This window comes from Streptomyces sp. NBC_01261, from assembly GCF_036226385.1.
In the GTDB taxonomy this organism is placed as follows: Bacteria; Actinomycetota; Actinomycetes; order Streptomycetales; family Streptomycetaceae; genus Streptomyces.
The window spans coordinates 8,131,276-8,144,582 of the sequence record NZ_CP108463.1; the positions used below are offsets into that span (position 1 = coordinate 8,131,276).

Here is a 13,307-nt window from a genome sequence, read left to right on the forward strand (position 1 = left end):
CAACAGGGGGGACGCGCGGGGGTGGCCCCGCGCCTGACGACGGAACGAAGGATGGGGGCGCCGCCGCGCCCGACCCCACTCCGGGCCGACCACGACTCGCCTCCTACGCCGATGATCCCACCGCCGTTGGCCTACAGGTCGGCCGGAAGCCACTTTCCCGCCCGCCACCGGACGATTTCGTGAGCCGGGAGGAGAACCCGCCCGGCTCCTCGTACCGGCGCAGTACGCCCCGCCTCATCCCCAGGAGCGAGGACGGACGTACGCGTGCTCATCCGGCAGCAGAGATGTCCCGACCTCTGCCTCGGCTGCCTCCGCTGTCTCACACGGTCATCGGGCGGTCGTACGGCCCGATGGGCGCCGGGAGTTGGGAACTCCCCGTCAGGTAGCGGTCGACGGCCGCCGCCACCGCCCGTCCCTCCGCGATCGCCCATACGATCAGCGACTGCCCGCGCGCCGCGTCCCCCGCGACGAACACCCCGCGCGTACTCGTCGCGAAGTCCGCGTCCCGGGTGATCGTGCCGCGCGGCGCCATCGCCAGCCTCAGTTGGTCGATGAGCCCGTCCTCCCGGTCGGGCCCGGAGAACCCGAGGGCGAGCAGCACGAGATCGGCGGGCAGGCTGCGCCCGGAACCGTCCAACGGCCGCCGCTGCGCGTCGACTTCGACCAGGTGCAGGGACCGCACGTGCCCGTCTCCGTCCCCCTCGAAGTGGAGCGTCGACGCCGCGAACAGCCGCGCGTCCGCGTCCGCCGCCGGAGCCGTTCCCAGGTCCCGAGCCTCCTCGTGCGCGGCCGAGAGCCGGTAGATCTTCGGATACGTCGGCCACGGCTCCGCGTCCTCGTCGCGCTCGGCGTCCGGCTGGGCGTAGATGTCCAACTGCGTGACGGACGCGGCCCCTTCACGCACCGCGGTGCCGAGGCAGTCCGCCCCGGTGTCGCCGCCGCCGACGATCACGACATGCTTCCCGGCGGCGGACAGGGGAGAGGCCGCCAAGTCGCCCTCGCACACCCGGTTGGCCAGCGGCAGGTACTCCATCGCCTGGTGGATGCCGGTCAACTCCCGCCCCGGTACGGCCAGTTCACGCCACGCCGTGGCTCCCGTGGCGATCACCACCGAGTCGTAGCGCGCCCGCAGTTCGGCCGCCCCGATGTCGCGCCCGACCGTCGTCGAGGTACGGAACTTGGTGCCCTCGGCCCGCATCTGCTCAAGGCGTCTTTCCAGGTGCCGTTTCTCCATCTTGAACTCGGGGATGCCGTACCGCATCAGGCCGCCGAGCCGGTCGTCCCGCTCGTACACGGCGACCGTGTGCCCGGCCCGCGTCAACTGCTGGGCCGCGGCGAGTCCGGTGGGCCCGGAGCCGATCACCGCGACGGTCCGCCCCGACAGCCGGTCCGGTGGCCGAGGTGGCGCGAAACCGTCGCTCCAGGCGCGGTCGGCGATGGCCACCTCGACGTTCTTGATGGTGACGGCGGGCTGGTTGATGGCGAGCACACACCCCGCCTCGCACGGTGCCGGGCACAACCGCCCGGTGAACTCGGGGAAGTTGTTGGTGGCGTGCAGTCGGTCGGCCGCCGCGCGCCAGTCGTCCCGGCTGACCAGATCGTTCCACTCGGGGATCAGATTGCCGAGCGGGCAGGCGTCGTGGCAGAACGGGACACCGCAGTCCATGCACCGGTCGGCCTGCTTCGTGACGATCGGCAGCAGCGCGCCCGGGACATACACCTCGTCCCAGTCCCGCACCCGCTCCGCGACGGGCCGGCGGGGCCACTCCTCGCGCCGAGTGGTCATAAAACCCTTGGGATCGGCCATGGCCGTCTTCCTCGCGTCCGCGTACGACAGGCCGTGCGTCATCGGGCGGCACTCTTTCAGCCACGATAAGGCCCATGGGCCGGGCGCGCAGAGTGGGGCGAGACGGCTTTCTCCCCCGGTCCCGCGGGCGGCCCTGCGGGCCCTCACCAGCTCGCGCTCAGGTGATCATGCGGTTTCTCTCAGGTGAGAGCCAGCATGTACACCAGCGCGGCGGCGGCCGAGGCGATCGCGCGGACGTGATTCCACATCGTCCACTCGCGTACGTACGACGGCCAGTACGCGGCGGCCTCCGGCGTCCCCGGGTCCAGCTTCAGCAGCGCCTCGTTGCGGGGCACGTTCGCGACGAGGGTCAGCCCGAACGCGCCGAACAGATACAGCGCGCTCCCCAGCAGCAACTCCACGGTCCCCTGATCCGGCCACAGCACGAACGTCACCACCGCGATCACCGCGCACACCACCGCGGAACCGGCGAACAGCAGCATGAAGGCCGGCGTCATCGCCGCCGTGTTGATCGCGTTCATCGCCGCGACCCCCTGCGCGGGCGGCAACCCGGCCAGTCCCCGCATGACCAGCACGGAGAAGGCACAGAACACCCCGGCCATCACGCCGGTCACGAGCACCCCCAGAACCGTCAGCGTCACATACGGTTCACCGATCATGCCGACATCAACTCCCGCCCGTAGACCCGAGATCCTGCCCACCACCGACCACCGGGACAAGTCAACCCCGCCCCTGACCGGGTCACCATGGCCGAGAATCGCCGGGGCATACGCGTCCGTCCACGAGGCCTCTCGGGGTCGGTGACGGTGCCCTCCGGTCCGGCGACGGCACGCGCCGGGTCGGTGATGGAGCCCCTCTGGCCGGCGGCGATGCCCTCGGGGCCGGTGAAGGCAGACTCGGGGCCGGTGAAGGCAGACTCGGGGCCGGTGAAGTCAGACTCCGGGCCGGTGACGACACCCATCGGGCGGGTGACGACACCCATCGGGCGGGTGACGACACCCATCGGGCGGGTGACGACACCCATCGGGCGGGTGACGGCGTGCTCCGGGCTGGTGATGGTGCCCTTCGGGCTGGCGACGCCCTCCTCTGAGGTGACGACCGCGTGCTGGGCAACCGGGTTCCCCGCCGACCTCCTCGCCCGGCCTCCGCGTTCGCCTGGCCTCCGCGTTCGCCCGGCCTCCGCGTTCGCCCGGACACCTGCCTCCGCCTCCACCCCCACCCCTTCCACCCCCACCTCCTCCGCCTACTCCCTCATCTCCGTTTGGACCCCGCCCTCCCGCCACCCCCGTAGAACCCCCTCCACCCCCACCGAGATCCGCCGCCGCGCCTCATGTCGCGGCACCCCACTCATCAGCAACTGGTCGTAGGGCGTGTCCACATGCCGTACGGAAGCCGCCACCGCCGAGACCACCGCGCCCTCGGACAACGCCCGCCCCGCCGCACTCCGCCCCACCCGTCCACTGCCCCGCGCCGAGGCATGCGTGGCGACGGCCCGGGCCCGCGTCTCGGGGCAACCGGGAAACAGGCGTCGTATCTCCGCCGCGAACGCCTCCGTGAACCGCACGTCCTCCGCGGCCCGCCGCACCGCGTCCCGCGCCCGGCGCCGCCGTCGCGCCTCCGCGTCCGCGAGACACCGCTCCTCGGCCCGCGCCAGCCCCGCCTCCTCTACGAGAACGCCCTGCCGCTCGTACCGGCCCCGGCGCCGGTCGAACCGCACCACCACCGCCGACAGCCCACTCTCCTCCCGCGCCCTGCGCGTCAACGCCGTGTCGCCGCGCGGCAGGAACACCAGATGCCCGAGATCCACACAGTCGAGACACCGCGGCACCCCACCCTCGACGACCAGCAACGCCAACGGCCCCCGACGACACCCGGCACAGTGCCGCTTCCTGCGCGGTTGAACAACGAGCGGTCCCTTACGGGTCGGTGGGGTCGCGAGCGATGCCGTACGACCTATGTCAGCCATGCGAGCCATAGGGGGAGCATTCCCGCCCGCTGCGCGCCTCTCTCCTGCTTCTCCCGCCGCCCGCGCCTGGAGCGAGACTCACCTCCCGCACCTCCTCGCGGCCCGTCGGTGCCGCCGGCCCGACGCATCCTGATCGACGCCTGCCGCATCATGGGCCCTGTGCGACTGGAAGCGATCACCTGGGACCGGCTCGGCGACCTCCTCGCCGAGCGTCTGCTCGACCTGAAGCCGGCCGACGGCAGCCCCTGGCCGCGTGTCGCCTTCGACGGCGCCCCGGCGGGTCACCCCGGCGACCTCGCCGAGCGCGTCTCGGAGGCGCTGCGCGTACGCGGACGCTCCTCGCTCGTCGTGGGCACCGAGGGGTTTCTGCGCCCGGCCTCGCTGCGTCTGGAGTACGGGCGCCAGGACGTCGAGGCGTACTACGACGGCTGGTTCGACACCCGTGCCCTGTGGCGCGAGGTCTTCGGCCCGCTCGAACCGGACGGCGACGGCCGCGTCCTGCCCGACCTGTGGGACCCGGTCGCCGACCGTGCCACCCGCAGCCCCTACGTCCAACTCCCGCCCGGTGCCGTCCTGTTGCTGCACGGCCCGCTCCTCCTTCGGCACTGGTTTCCTTTTGATCTGACCGTCCACGTCCTCCTCTCGACGGGCGCCCTGCGCCGCCGTACCCCCGAGCCCGAGCACTGGACCCTCCCCGCCTTCGAGCGCTACGAGGACGAGACCGACCCGGCCGGCACGGCGGACGTCCTGGTGCGGGCCGACGACCCGCGTCACCCGGCGTGGAACGGCTGAGCCACGGACTCGGTGAGTCCCGTGGGACCCGGGGTGGCGCGGATTCACCGAGTCCGGCACACCGGAAGTCGTGACCGTCCGGGTGCGTTCCCCCGGCCGCGCGGCGAGAATGTAGGGCGCCGGGACTAGCGGAACGTTCTGTGCCGCGCCGGCCGTCCGGCACCGGGAGGTACTTCATGACCACCGCCGGAGACATCATGCACCGGGGCGCCCAGTGGATCCCCGCCCATGAAACCCTGGACCGCGCCGCCCAGCTGATGCGCGAACTGGGCGTCGGAGCCCTGCCCATCAGCGACGCGAACGAACGGCTCTGCGGCATCCTCACCGACCGGGACATCGTCGTCGGCTGTGTGGCGATGGGCCACGACCCGGCCAAGATCACCGCCGGCGAGATGGCCCAGGGCACACCCCGCTGGATCGACTCCGGCGCCGATGTCGGCGAGGTGCTCCAGGAGATGCAGGGACACCAGATCCGCCGGCTCCCCGTCATCGAGAACAAACGCCTCGTCGGCATGATCAGCGAGGCCGACCTGGCCCAGCATCTGACGGAGGAACAGCTCGCCGGCTGGGTCGAGAGCGTCTACGCCCGGAGCGGCATGCGTTGAACCGCCGGGCGGTCCCGGGAGCTGAACTGCCGGACCGTTTCCGGGCGCTGGTCCGCCGGACCGTTTCCGGTTCAGCGGCTGCCGTCACAGCCAGCCGTTGCGCCGGAAGCCCCGGTACAGCACCAGACACGCCACGGTTATCACGCCGATGACCAGGGGATAGCCGAACCGCCAGTGCAGCTCCGGCATGTGGTCGAAGTTCATGCCGTACACACCGCACACCATCGTCGGTACGGCGATCACCGCGGCCCACGCCGTGATCTTCCGCATGTCCTCGTTCTGCGCGACCGTCACCTGGGCGAGGTGCGCCTGCAGAATCGAGTTGAGCAGTTCGTCGAAGGACGCGATCTGCTCCTTCGCGCGCAGCAGATGGTCGGAGACGTCCCGGAAGTAGGCCTGTATCTCCGGTCCGATCACCCGCATCGGCCGGGTGGCGAGCTCCTCCAGCGGGCGGCTGAGGGGGACGACCGCCCGCTTCAACTCCAGGAGTTCACGCTTGAGTTGGTAGATACGGCCGGGGTCGGCCCGCGCGCCGTTCTCCGCGAACACGTCCGTCTCGACCTGGTCGATGTCCGCCTGCACCGAGTCCGTGACGCTCAGGTAGTCGTCGACCACGTGGTCCGCGATCGCGTGCAGCACCGCGGCCGGTCCCTTCGCGAGCTGCCGTGGGTTCGACTCCAACTCCTCGCGCAGCGGCCCCAGTGAGCCGTGCCGCCCGTGTCGCACGGTGATCACGAAGTCGGCGCCGACGAACACCATGATCTCGCCGGTGTCCACGACCTCGCTCGTCGCGGTCAGTTTCTCGTGCTCGACGTAGCAGACCGTCTTGAACACGGCGAACAGCGTCTCGCCGTAGCGCTCCACCTTCGGGCGCTGATGCGCCTCGATCGCGTCCTCGACCGCCAGCGGGTGCAGGTCGAAGAGCTCGGCGATGCCCGCGAACTCCTCGTTCGTCGGCTCGTGCAGGCCGAGCCAGACGAAGCCGTCCTCCTTCTTGCGCACCCGCTCGACGGTGTCCACCAGATCGCCGGCGACGGGGACGCGGGCGCCGTCGTGGTACGTGACGCACTTCACCACCGAGGAGCCCAGCGGTGACCGGGCGTGGTGGCTCAGGTCGACCCGCGGGCGCCGCCGGGCCAGCCGTGCCACCTTGCGGAGGCCGCCGACCCTGCCCAGGCCCGTGACCTTCCGAAGATTCCCTGCCATGGACATCCGGATCTCCTTGCGTGGATCCCCTCGCATCGCATTTCTGCGCCTTGGCGAGCCAGTTTGCCAGGCCGACGTGAGTCGCGGGCAAGCCTGTGGGAACGGAATCCTCCGCTTTGTTCCCGGCTGTGGACGAAGCCGTGGACGCACTGTGGACGAACCGGTGCGCGGTCGCGACAAGGGTGCGATGGGCCGGGCTTCGCCCGCGCCGGAACCGGAGCTCCGCCCCTCTCGACAACCGGAGCGTCGCCCCCTTCCGACAAGCGGGGCAACTGGGATGATCGCGGCATGACGCGATCCGACGGGTATCTCCTCGACAACCGGCAGTCCGAGGCGGGACAGCGCTTCGACGCCTTCGCCACGCTCTTCGACCCCACGACGTTCCGGCACCTGGAGGGGTTCGGCGTCGGACCCGGCTGGCGCGTCTGGGAGGTCGGCGTGGGCGGCAACTCGGTGGTGTCCTGGCTGGCCAAGAAGGTCGGCCCGACGGGGAAGGTCGTGGCGACCGACATCGACACGTCCCAGGTCGCCTCGGCAGCCCGCCCACCGATCGAGGTGCGCGTCCATGATGTGGGCGCCGAGGAACCGCCCGGGGAGGGCTTCGACCTCGTGCACGCCCGGCTCGTCCTCGTCCATGTCCCGGACCGGGAACGGGCGTTGCACTCGATGATCAAGTCCCTGCGCTCCGGCGGCCGACTCCTGATCGAGGACGCCGACCCCGCCCTCCAGCCCCTGCTCTGCCCCGAAGAACACGGCCCCGAGCAACAACTCGCGAACCGCCTCCGGCACGGCTTCCGCAAGCTCCTGGCCGACCGCGGCGCCGACCTCTCCTACGGCCGCCGACTCCCGCGCCTGCTCCGCGAGGCCGGCCTGCGCCGGGTGGAGGCCGACGCGTATTTCCCGGTCACCTCACCGGCCTGCGCCGCGCTGGAGTCCGCCACGGTCCGCCAGATCCGCGACCAACTCGTCAGCGCGGGCCTGGCCACGAACGAGGACATCGACCGCCACCTGGCCAATGTCGCCTCCGGCACGATGGATCTGGCTACGGCGCCGATGATCTCGGCCTGGGGCAGGAAGGCGTAGGCGGGGGGCGGGAGTTGGCGCCGGGTGGGCGGGGGAGGCGGCGGCTGCTTCAGGTGCGGTGCCGCGCTGCCGGTGCTGGGGGGCAGTGAGCACCGGGGCAGTGAGCACCCAGGTAGTCGGTGCTGGGGTTGGCAGTGCTGGGTGTCGGCTCGGCCGTCGGTGAGTTCAACGCCGGTCGTCAGGGGTTCGACGCACGTTCATGGTCGGCCCGGCACGTGTCTCCGGTCGTTCCGGCGTGCGCGGCCGGTGACTTCAACGGCGAGGGTGACGGGGTGCCGGAGGCCGGGCCCTTACCGCTGCTCGTCCGGCTCGGGGGGCCTTCCGCTCGGCCCTGTCGTCGCCTGCGCGGCAGGGGCTGCTGTTTGTTCCGGGACCGCAGGCGTCCCCGGCCGAGGCAGCCGTTTGCCCGGCTCCACGAGCATCCGCCCGGTGCAAGCGGGCCCGCCGTCCGACACCGGCGGTCGTCAGCCCCGTACCGCCGCCCCTCCGCCCGACATCGCTGGGAGATCCCCAACTGGCCTTGCATCGAACGCCGTTGACTGGATCGCCGCTGTCCCTGCCGCCCAGCCCCTTGACCGGTCGACAGCCTCAGCTCCGCCGACCACAACCCGACGCGAGCACCCAGCGCTCATCCCCGCCCAGGCGGTCGCCCTCCCACCAGTTCCACCGCCCGAGCCCCCGCCCGGCACCCCTCCCGCGCGGCCTTCTCCGGTTCGGCGCCCGTCAGCAGCGTCGCGAGGAACGCCCCCGTAAACGCATCCCCCGCGCCCGTGGTGTCCACGGGAACAGCCGGCTCGGCCGGTACGCGTGCGTGGACTGTGCCGGAGCGGGCGACCAGGGCTCCCTCGGCGCCCTGCTTAGTGACCACCAGGGGGACATGGCGGCTCAGCTTGGCCGCCGCGTCCGCCGGGTCGGGCAACCCCGTGAGCAGGCACGCTTCGTCACGGCTCGGCAGTAGGACGTCGACCCCCTCGACGAGCGTCAGGAAGCGGTCGACGCCCAGTTCCACCAGGAACCCCGCCGACGCCGGATCCAGACTCACCGGCACCCCACGCGCGCGTGCCGACTCCACCGCCACGTCCGCCAACGCCCGGCCCGGCTCGGAGAACAGCAGATAGCCCGACAGATGCAGCCGTACGACACCGTCCAGCAACGAGTCCGACCAGTCCTCGGGACCGAGCCGTAGAGCCGCTCCACTGTCGGTGACGAGCGTCCGCTCGGCCGAAGCCCCCGTGTCGACCAGACAGATCACCGTCGCGGTCGCAGCCTCCGGATCGACCACGAGCCGGGGCCGCACCCCGGAGGCGACCAACTCCCGCTCGTGCCAGGCCGCCGAGTCCGCACCCACCCGACCGAGCAGCCGTACGTCCGTACAGCCCCAATGGGCCGCCCAGCAGGCCACGTTGGCGCCCGCACCGCCCGGCACGGTGCGGATCGCGGCGGCGGTGTCGGTGCCCGGGGCGAGCGGTCCCCGGTGTCGGGCGACGACGTCCGTGACGACGTCCCCGACGACCAGGAGGGCGCCGTTCGCCTCGGTCGTCACGACTCCTCGGCCCAGGCCGCCGCGATCCGCCCCGCCAGCCGAACGTTGCCGCGCACGGCCGCCAGGTTGGCGGTCAGGGAGGCGCCGTCGGTGTGCTCCACCAGGTAGCCGAGCAGGAACGGGGTGACCGCCTGCCCGGTGACGCCCTCCGCCTCGCACGCGTGCAGCGCGTCGGCGAGCACGCGCGCGTGCAGCCCGGGATCCAACTGCTCTTCCTCGGGGACTGGGTTGGCGACGATCAGCGTCGACTCCGGGGCGTCCAGCGCGTCCTGCGCCCGCATCACGGCCGCGACCTGCTGCGGGGTCTCCAGCGTCCAGTCCACCGGATAGCCGGAGTCGGAGAGGTAGAAGCCCGGGAAGCGGTCCGTGCCGTATCCGGCGACCGCCACGCCCAGCGTCTCCAGGCGCTGCAGGGTCGCCGGAACGTCCAGGATCGACTTCACGCCCGCGCACACCACCGTGATCCTGGTGGACGCCAGCAGCCCCAGGTCGGCGGACTCGTCCTGGGTCACCGTCCACTCCCGGTGCACCCCGCCGAGCCCCCCGGTAGCGAACACGCGGATGCCCGCCCGCGCCGCCAGCAGCGCCGTCGCCGACACCGTGGTCGCCCCGCTGGCCCCGGCCGCCACCGCGAGCGGCAGGTCACGGTGGCCCAGCTTGCGGATCCCGTCCTCGTTGGCGACCCGCTCCAACTGCTCCTTGTCCAGGCCGACATGGGGCCGCCCGTCCAGCACGGCGATCGTCGCCGGTACGGCACCTTCCTGCCGTACCGCCGTCTCCAGCTCCAGCGCGACCTGCAGATTGCGCGGGCGCGGCAGCCCGTGCGCGATGATCGTCGACTCCAGGGCCACTACGGGTCGACGCGCGTCGATCGCCTCGCGTACTTCCTCGGACACCACCAGCACCACGCGCCTCCTGTCGTTCGGTCTTCCCTCATCCCTGGCGGGTGCCGGGCCTGGTCAAACCCTCGCGGACTGTGGGGGACACCACCAGCGGTCGACGTGGAAAAAGGGGGCCACGCGTGCGTGGCCCCCACTTTCCGTGCGTCAGACCGGGCTCACGCCCGCCAGCGTCCCGTGCGGGTCGAGCACGTACTTGCGGCTGGCGCCCTGGTCGAACTCGGCGTAGCCGCGCGGCGCGTCCTCCAGCGCGATCGGGGTCGCGTTGACAGCCTTGGCGATGTGCACGCGCCCGTGCAGGATCGCCATCATCAGACTCCGGTGGTACGTCATCACCGGGCACTGACCGGTCGTGAAGGCGTGGCTCTTGGCCCAGCCGAGCCCGAGCCGCACCTTCAGGGTGCCGCTCTTCGCGTCCTCGTCGACCCCACCGGGGTCGGCGGTGACGTACAGCCCAGGAATGCCCAGGGCACCGCCCGCGCGCGTGACGCCCATCAGCGAGTTGAGGACCGTCGCGGGTGCCTCCGGGGCGTCCGGGCCGTGCGCCCGTGCCTCGAAGCCGACCGCGTCGACCGCGGCGTCCACCTCGGGCTCGCCGAGGATCTCGGCGATCTGCTCGCCGATGTCGCCGCGCGAGACGTCGACGGTCTCGCAGCCGAAACTCCTTGCCTGGCCCAGGCGTTCGGCGTTCAGGTCGCCGACGATGACGACCGCGGCGCCCAGGAGCTGTGCCGACGCTGCCGCGGCCAGCCCGACCGGACCCGCCCCGGCGACGTACACCGTGGACCCGACCCCGGCGCCCGCGCTGACCGCGCCGTGGAAACCGGTCGGGAAGATGTCCGACAGCATGGTCAGATCGAGCAGTTTCTCGCGTGCCTCGTCCCGGTCCGGGAACCTCAACAGGTTGAAGTCCGCGTACGGGACCATGGCGTACTCGGCCTGACCGCCGACCCAGCCGCCCATGTCGACATAGCCGTAAGCCGCCCCGGGGCGGGCCGGGTTGACGTTCAGGCAGATGCCGGTCTTGCGTTCCTTGCAGTTGCGGCACCGCCCGCAGGCGATGTTGAACGGTACGGAGACGATGTCGCCCACGTCGATGAACTCGACGTCCGGACCCCGTTCGACGACCTCTCCGGTGATCTCGTGTCCGAGGACCAGCCCCTCGGGCGCGGTCGTCCGACCGCGCACCATGTGCTGGTCGCTGCCACAGATGTTGCTGGCGAGCACCTTCAGGATCACCCCGTGCCGGACCTTTCGGCCGACGTTGGCGGGGGCGACTCCCGGCCCGTCCTGCAGTTCAAGCGTCGGGTAGTCGATGGTCCTGACGTCGACCGCTCCCGGCTTGAGATACGCGACTGCCCTGTTTCCGCTTCCACTCATGCGTGTTCGCCGTCCCTTCGGCTCCGATCCCCCGGATGCCAGTGGCTGTGCGCACGGCGGAGTCTGCTACCGGCTCGGCCTCCCGGCCACCCTTCGCGGGCCATCGGAAACCGGGATCTTTCGGGAGCGGGTCAACAGGGCCAGCGCGGCCAGGGGTATCAGCAGGCAGGCGGCGGTGAGGTTCAGCCAGCCGTAACTCGCTTCCGCGACCACCAGCCCGGCCACCGCTCCGCCGATGCCCGCCGAGGTGTTCATCGTGAGGTCGGACAGGCCCTGCGCGGCGGCACGCGCGGGCTGCGGCACCGAGTCCGTGAGCAGCGCCGAGCCGGAGACGAGCCCCGCCGACCAGCCCAGGCCCAGCACGAACAGCCCCAGCGCGATCCGCCCGTGACTCCCGCCCGCCGTACCGGCGAGGAACGCGGCACAGGCCAGCAGCCCCACCGCGAGCCCTATCCCGGACAGCCGCCCGACCCGGTCGGACAGCCTCCCCATCAGCGGCGAGAACGCGTACATCCCCGCGATGTGCCCGCTGATCACCAGCCCGACCAGATCGATGCTCGCCCCGTGGTGCCCCAACTCGACCGGTGTCATCGCCATCACCGACACCATCGCCGTGTGCGACACGGCCACCGTCACCAGCGCCAGCCGCGCCCGCGGCGAGGCCGCCACCGCCGCGAACCCGGCCCGCAGCGACCGCGCGGCGGCCGACCGGTCCTCGTCCGGCGCGAGCGCCCGCGCCGTCAACAACGGATCGGGCCGCAGCAGTACGGCGACCACGACCGCGGCGATGAGGAAGATCCCGCCCGCCCACAGGAAGGGGCCGGCCGCCGCGGGTATCCCGAGCCCCGAGACGCTACGGCCCGCGGGCGCGGCGATGTTGGGTCCGAGGACCGCCCCTATGGTCGTCGCCCACACGACATGGGAGATGGCCCGGGCCCGCTGCTCCGGCTCGGCCAGATCGGCGGCCGCGAACCGGGACTGCAGATTCGCCGACGAGGCCGCCCCGAACCCGGCCATGCCGCACAGCAGCAGCGGAAAGCTCCCGATGCTCGCCGCGAGCACCACGACCCCGGCTCCCAGCGCCCCGACCAGATACCCGAGGACCAGACCCGGACGCCGGCCACGCGCCGTCATCAACGCCGCGAACGGCATCGACAGCACCGCCGTCCCCGTCACGGTCGCCGTGGGCGCCAGCCCGGACAGCGACTCGGTCCCACTGACCTGCTTGGCCAGTACGGCGGCCAGCGCGATCCCGGTGGCGACGCCGAGCCCGCCCAGGATCTGGGTCGTGATCAGCACCCCGGACACCCGGCCCGCAGCGCGGGCAGTTGGTCGGCCGCGACGGGCACCGCGCCCCGCCCCACGACGCCGGTCACGGCGAACACCCGATACCGTCGTCGCCGCACGCGCGTGTGAAGCCGGTCCTCACCAGCACAGCACCCCCCGAATTCCCGGTCCGCCCGAACCCTCAGAACAACGGCTCGGGCAGCACCCCCTCCAGTGCCAGCAGCTTCCTCTTCGTCTCCAGGCCGCCCCCGAACCCGCCGATGCCGCCGTCGCTCTCGACGACCCGATGACACGGCACGACAATCGGCAGCGGATTGGACCCCATCGCCACCCCCACCGCCTGGGCCGCGAGCGGCTGCCCGACCCGCCCGGCCAGATCGCCGTACCCGACCACCGAGCCGTACCGCACGCCGGACGCCAGCTCGCGCAGCACCTGCCGGTTGAAGCCGGAGATCAGGGACCAGTCGAGCGGCAGCTCGAAGTCGCGCCGGTCACCGGCGAAGTAGGCCTCGATCTGACGTATCGCCTCGGCCAGCAAGGGGGAGTCGGGCGCCTCGACCGGCTCGGTGCCCAGCCGGGTCGCCAGTCGGTCGAGGGTCTTGTCGCGCACCGCGTCCGTGGCGTGGAAGACGACGTTGACCAGGCCGTCCCGCGTCGCGGCCAGCAGCAGGGGACCGATGCCGGTGCCGACGACGGTCCACACGATCTGCTGCTCGTTCTGCCCATGGCTGTCCATGCG

12 protein-coding genes and 1 pseudogene are annotated in these 13,307 nt (G+C 71.9%); 3 read left to right on the forward strand and 10 right to left on the reverse strand.

All coding sequences use genetic code 11. The annotated features are described in order from the left end of the window. Positions 1–319: 319 nt before the first annotated feature. The 4 genes from OG226_RS36260 to OG226_RS36275 form a co-directional block, all read right to left on the reverse strand. Positions 320–1,807: a glutamate synthase subunit beta gene (locus OG226_RS36260; RefSeq protein WP_328686538.1), complete on the reverse strand. Its 1,488-nt coding sequence runs from the start codon at positions 1,805–1,807 to the stop codon at positions 320–322. A gap of 179 nt (positions 1,808–1,986) precedes the next feature. Beyond that, positions 1,987–2,466, reverse strand: a complete 480-nt coding sequence (locus tag OG226_RS36265; protein ID WP_328684011.1) for an anthrone oxygenase family protein — start codon at positions 2,464–2,466, stop codon at positions 1,987–1,989. Further along, on the reverse strand, positions 2,463–3,035 hold the full coding sequence (locus OG226_RS36270; protein WP_329351200.1) for a hypothetical protein: 573 nt from the start codon (positions 3,033–3,035) through the stop codon (positions 2,463–2,465). Before OG226_RS36270 ends, OG226_RS36265 begins: the two co-directional genes overlap by 4 nt. 15 nt (positions 3,036–3,050) lie before the next feature. After that, on the reverse strand, positions 3,051–3,773 hold the full coding sequence (locus OG226_RS36275; protein WP_328684013.1) for a DUF2293 domain-containing protein: 723 nt from the start codon (positions 3,771–3,773) through the stop codon (positions 3,051–3,053). 150 nt (positions 3,774–3,923) lie between these two features. Between OG226_RS36275 and OG226_RS36280 the strand changes: the two genes are divergently transcribed. Both OG226_RS36280 and OG226_RS36285 read left to right on the forward strand, forming a co-directional pair. Beyond that, positions 3,924–4,565 carry a uridine kinase gene (locus OG226_RS36280; protein ID WP_328684014.1) on the forward strand — a complete coding sequence of 214 codons (642 nt, stop codon included), beginning with the start codon at positions 3,924–3,926 and terminating at the stop codon, positions 4,563–4,565. A gap of 176 nt (positions 4,566–4,741) precedes the next feature. Further along, on the forward strand, positions 4,742–5,170 hold the full coding sequence (locus OG226_RS36285) for a CBS domain-containing protein (RefSeq protein ID WP_328684015.1): 429 nt from the start codon (positions 4,742–4,744) through the stop codon (positions 5,168–5,170). An 84-nt stretch (positions 5,171–5,254) separates the two neighbouring features. On the opposite strand, the gene corA is transcribed toward OG226_RS36285, so the two are convergent. Beyond that, positions 5,255–6,382: a magnesium/cobalt transporter CorA gene (gene corA / locus OG226_RS36290; RefSeq protein WP_328684016.1), complete on the reverse strand. Its 1,128-nt coding sequence runs from the start codon at positions 6,380–6,382 to the stop codon at positions 5,255–5,257. A 282-nt stretch (positions 6,383–6,664) separates the two neighbouring features. On the opposite strand from corA, the gene OG226_RS36295 reads away from it, so the two are divergent. Beyond that, on the forward strand, positions 6,665–7,459 hold the full coding sequence (locus tag OG226_RS36295; RefSeq protein WP_328684017.1) for a methyltransferase domain-containing protein: 795 nt from the start codon (positions 6,665–6,667) through the stop codon (positions 7,457–7,459). Between the two features lie 628 nt (positions 7,460–8,087). On the opposite strand, the gene OG226_RS36300 is transcribed toward OG226_RS36295, so the two are convergent. The 5 genes and pseudogenes from OG226_RS36300 to OG226_RS36320 all read right to left on the reverse strand — a co-directional run bounded on the left by OG226_RS36300 (position 8,088) and on the right by OG226_RS36320 (position 13,304). Then, entirely contained in the window at positions 8,088–9,002 is a 915-nt protein-coding gene (locus tag OG226_RS36300) for a carbohydrate kinase family protein (RefSeq protein WP_328684018.1), read from the reverse strand. Continuing rightward, positions 8,999–9,910, reverse strand: coding sequence for a pseudouridine-5'-phosphate glycosidase (locus OG226_RS36305; protein WP_329351201.1), 912 nt, complete (start codon positions 9,908–9,910; stop codon positions 8,999–9,001). Before OG226_RS36305 ends, OG226_RS36300 begins: the two co-directional genes overlap by 4 nt. Before the next feature lie 138 nt (positions 9,911–10,048). Further along, complete coding sequence (fdhA, locus tag OG226_RS36310; protein ID WP_328684020.1) at positions 10,049–11,281, reverse strand: formaldehyde dehydrogenase, glutathione-independent; 1,233 nt, start codon at positions 11,279–11,281, stop codon at positions 10,049–10,051. Positions 11,282–11,347: 66 nt separating this feature from the next. Further along, positions 11,348–12,666 (reverse strand): annotated as a pseudogene (locus tag OG226_RS36315) (MFS transporter). An 83-nt stretch (positions 12,667–12,749) separates the two neighbouring features. Next, complete coding sequence (locus OG226_RS36320) at positions 12,750–13,304, reverse strand: methylated-DNA--[protein]-cysteine S-methyltransferase (RefSeq protein WP_329351202.1); 555 nt, start codon at positions 13,302–13,304, stop codon at positions 12,750–12,752. Positions 13,305–13,307 lie beyond the last annotated feature (3 nt).

Excerpts from the sequence above, each read along its gene's own strand:
- OG226_RS36260 (WP_328686538.1), bottom strand. The coding sequence starts at position 1,807 with ATGGCCGATCCCAAGGGTTTTATGACCACTCGGCGCGAGGAGTGGCCC.
- OG226_RS36265 (WP_328684011.1), bottom strand. The coding sequence starts at position 2,466 with ATGATCGGTGAACCGTATGTGACGCTGACGGTTCTGGGGGTGCTCGTG.
- OG226_RS36275 (WP_328684013.1), bottom strand. The coding sequence starts at position 3,773 with ATGGCTGACATAGGTCGTACGGCATCGCTCGCGACCCCACCGACCCGT.
- OG226_RS36280 (WP_328684014.1), top strand. The coding sequence starts at position 3,924 with ATGGGCCCTGTGCGACTGGAAGCGATCACCTGGGACCGGCTCGGCGAC.
- OG226_RS36285 (WP_328684015.1), top strand. The coding sequence starts at position 4,742 with ATGACCACCGCCGGAGACATCATGCACCGGGGCGCCCAGTGGATCCCC.
- corA (WP_328684016.1), bottom strand. The coding sequence starts at position 6,382 with ATGTCCATGGCAGGGAATCTTCGGAAGGTCACGGGCCTGGGCAGGGTC.
- OG226_RS36295 (WP_328684017.1), top strand. The coding sequence starts at position 6,665 with ATGACGCGATCCGACGGGTATCTCCTCGACAACCGGCAGTCCGAGGCG.
- fdhA (WP_328684020.1), bottom strand. The coding sequence starts at position 11,281 with ATGAGTGGAAGCGGAAACAGGGCAGTCGCGTATCTCAAGCCGGGAGCG.
- OG226_RS36320 (WP_329351202.1), bottom strand. The coding sequence starts at position 13,304 with ATGGACAGCCATGGGCAGAACGAGCAGCAGATCGTGTGGACCGTCGTC.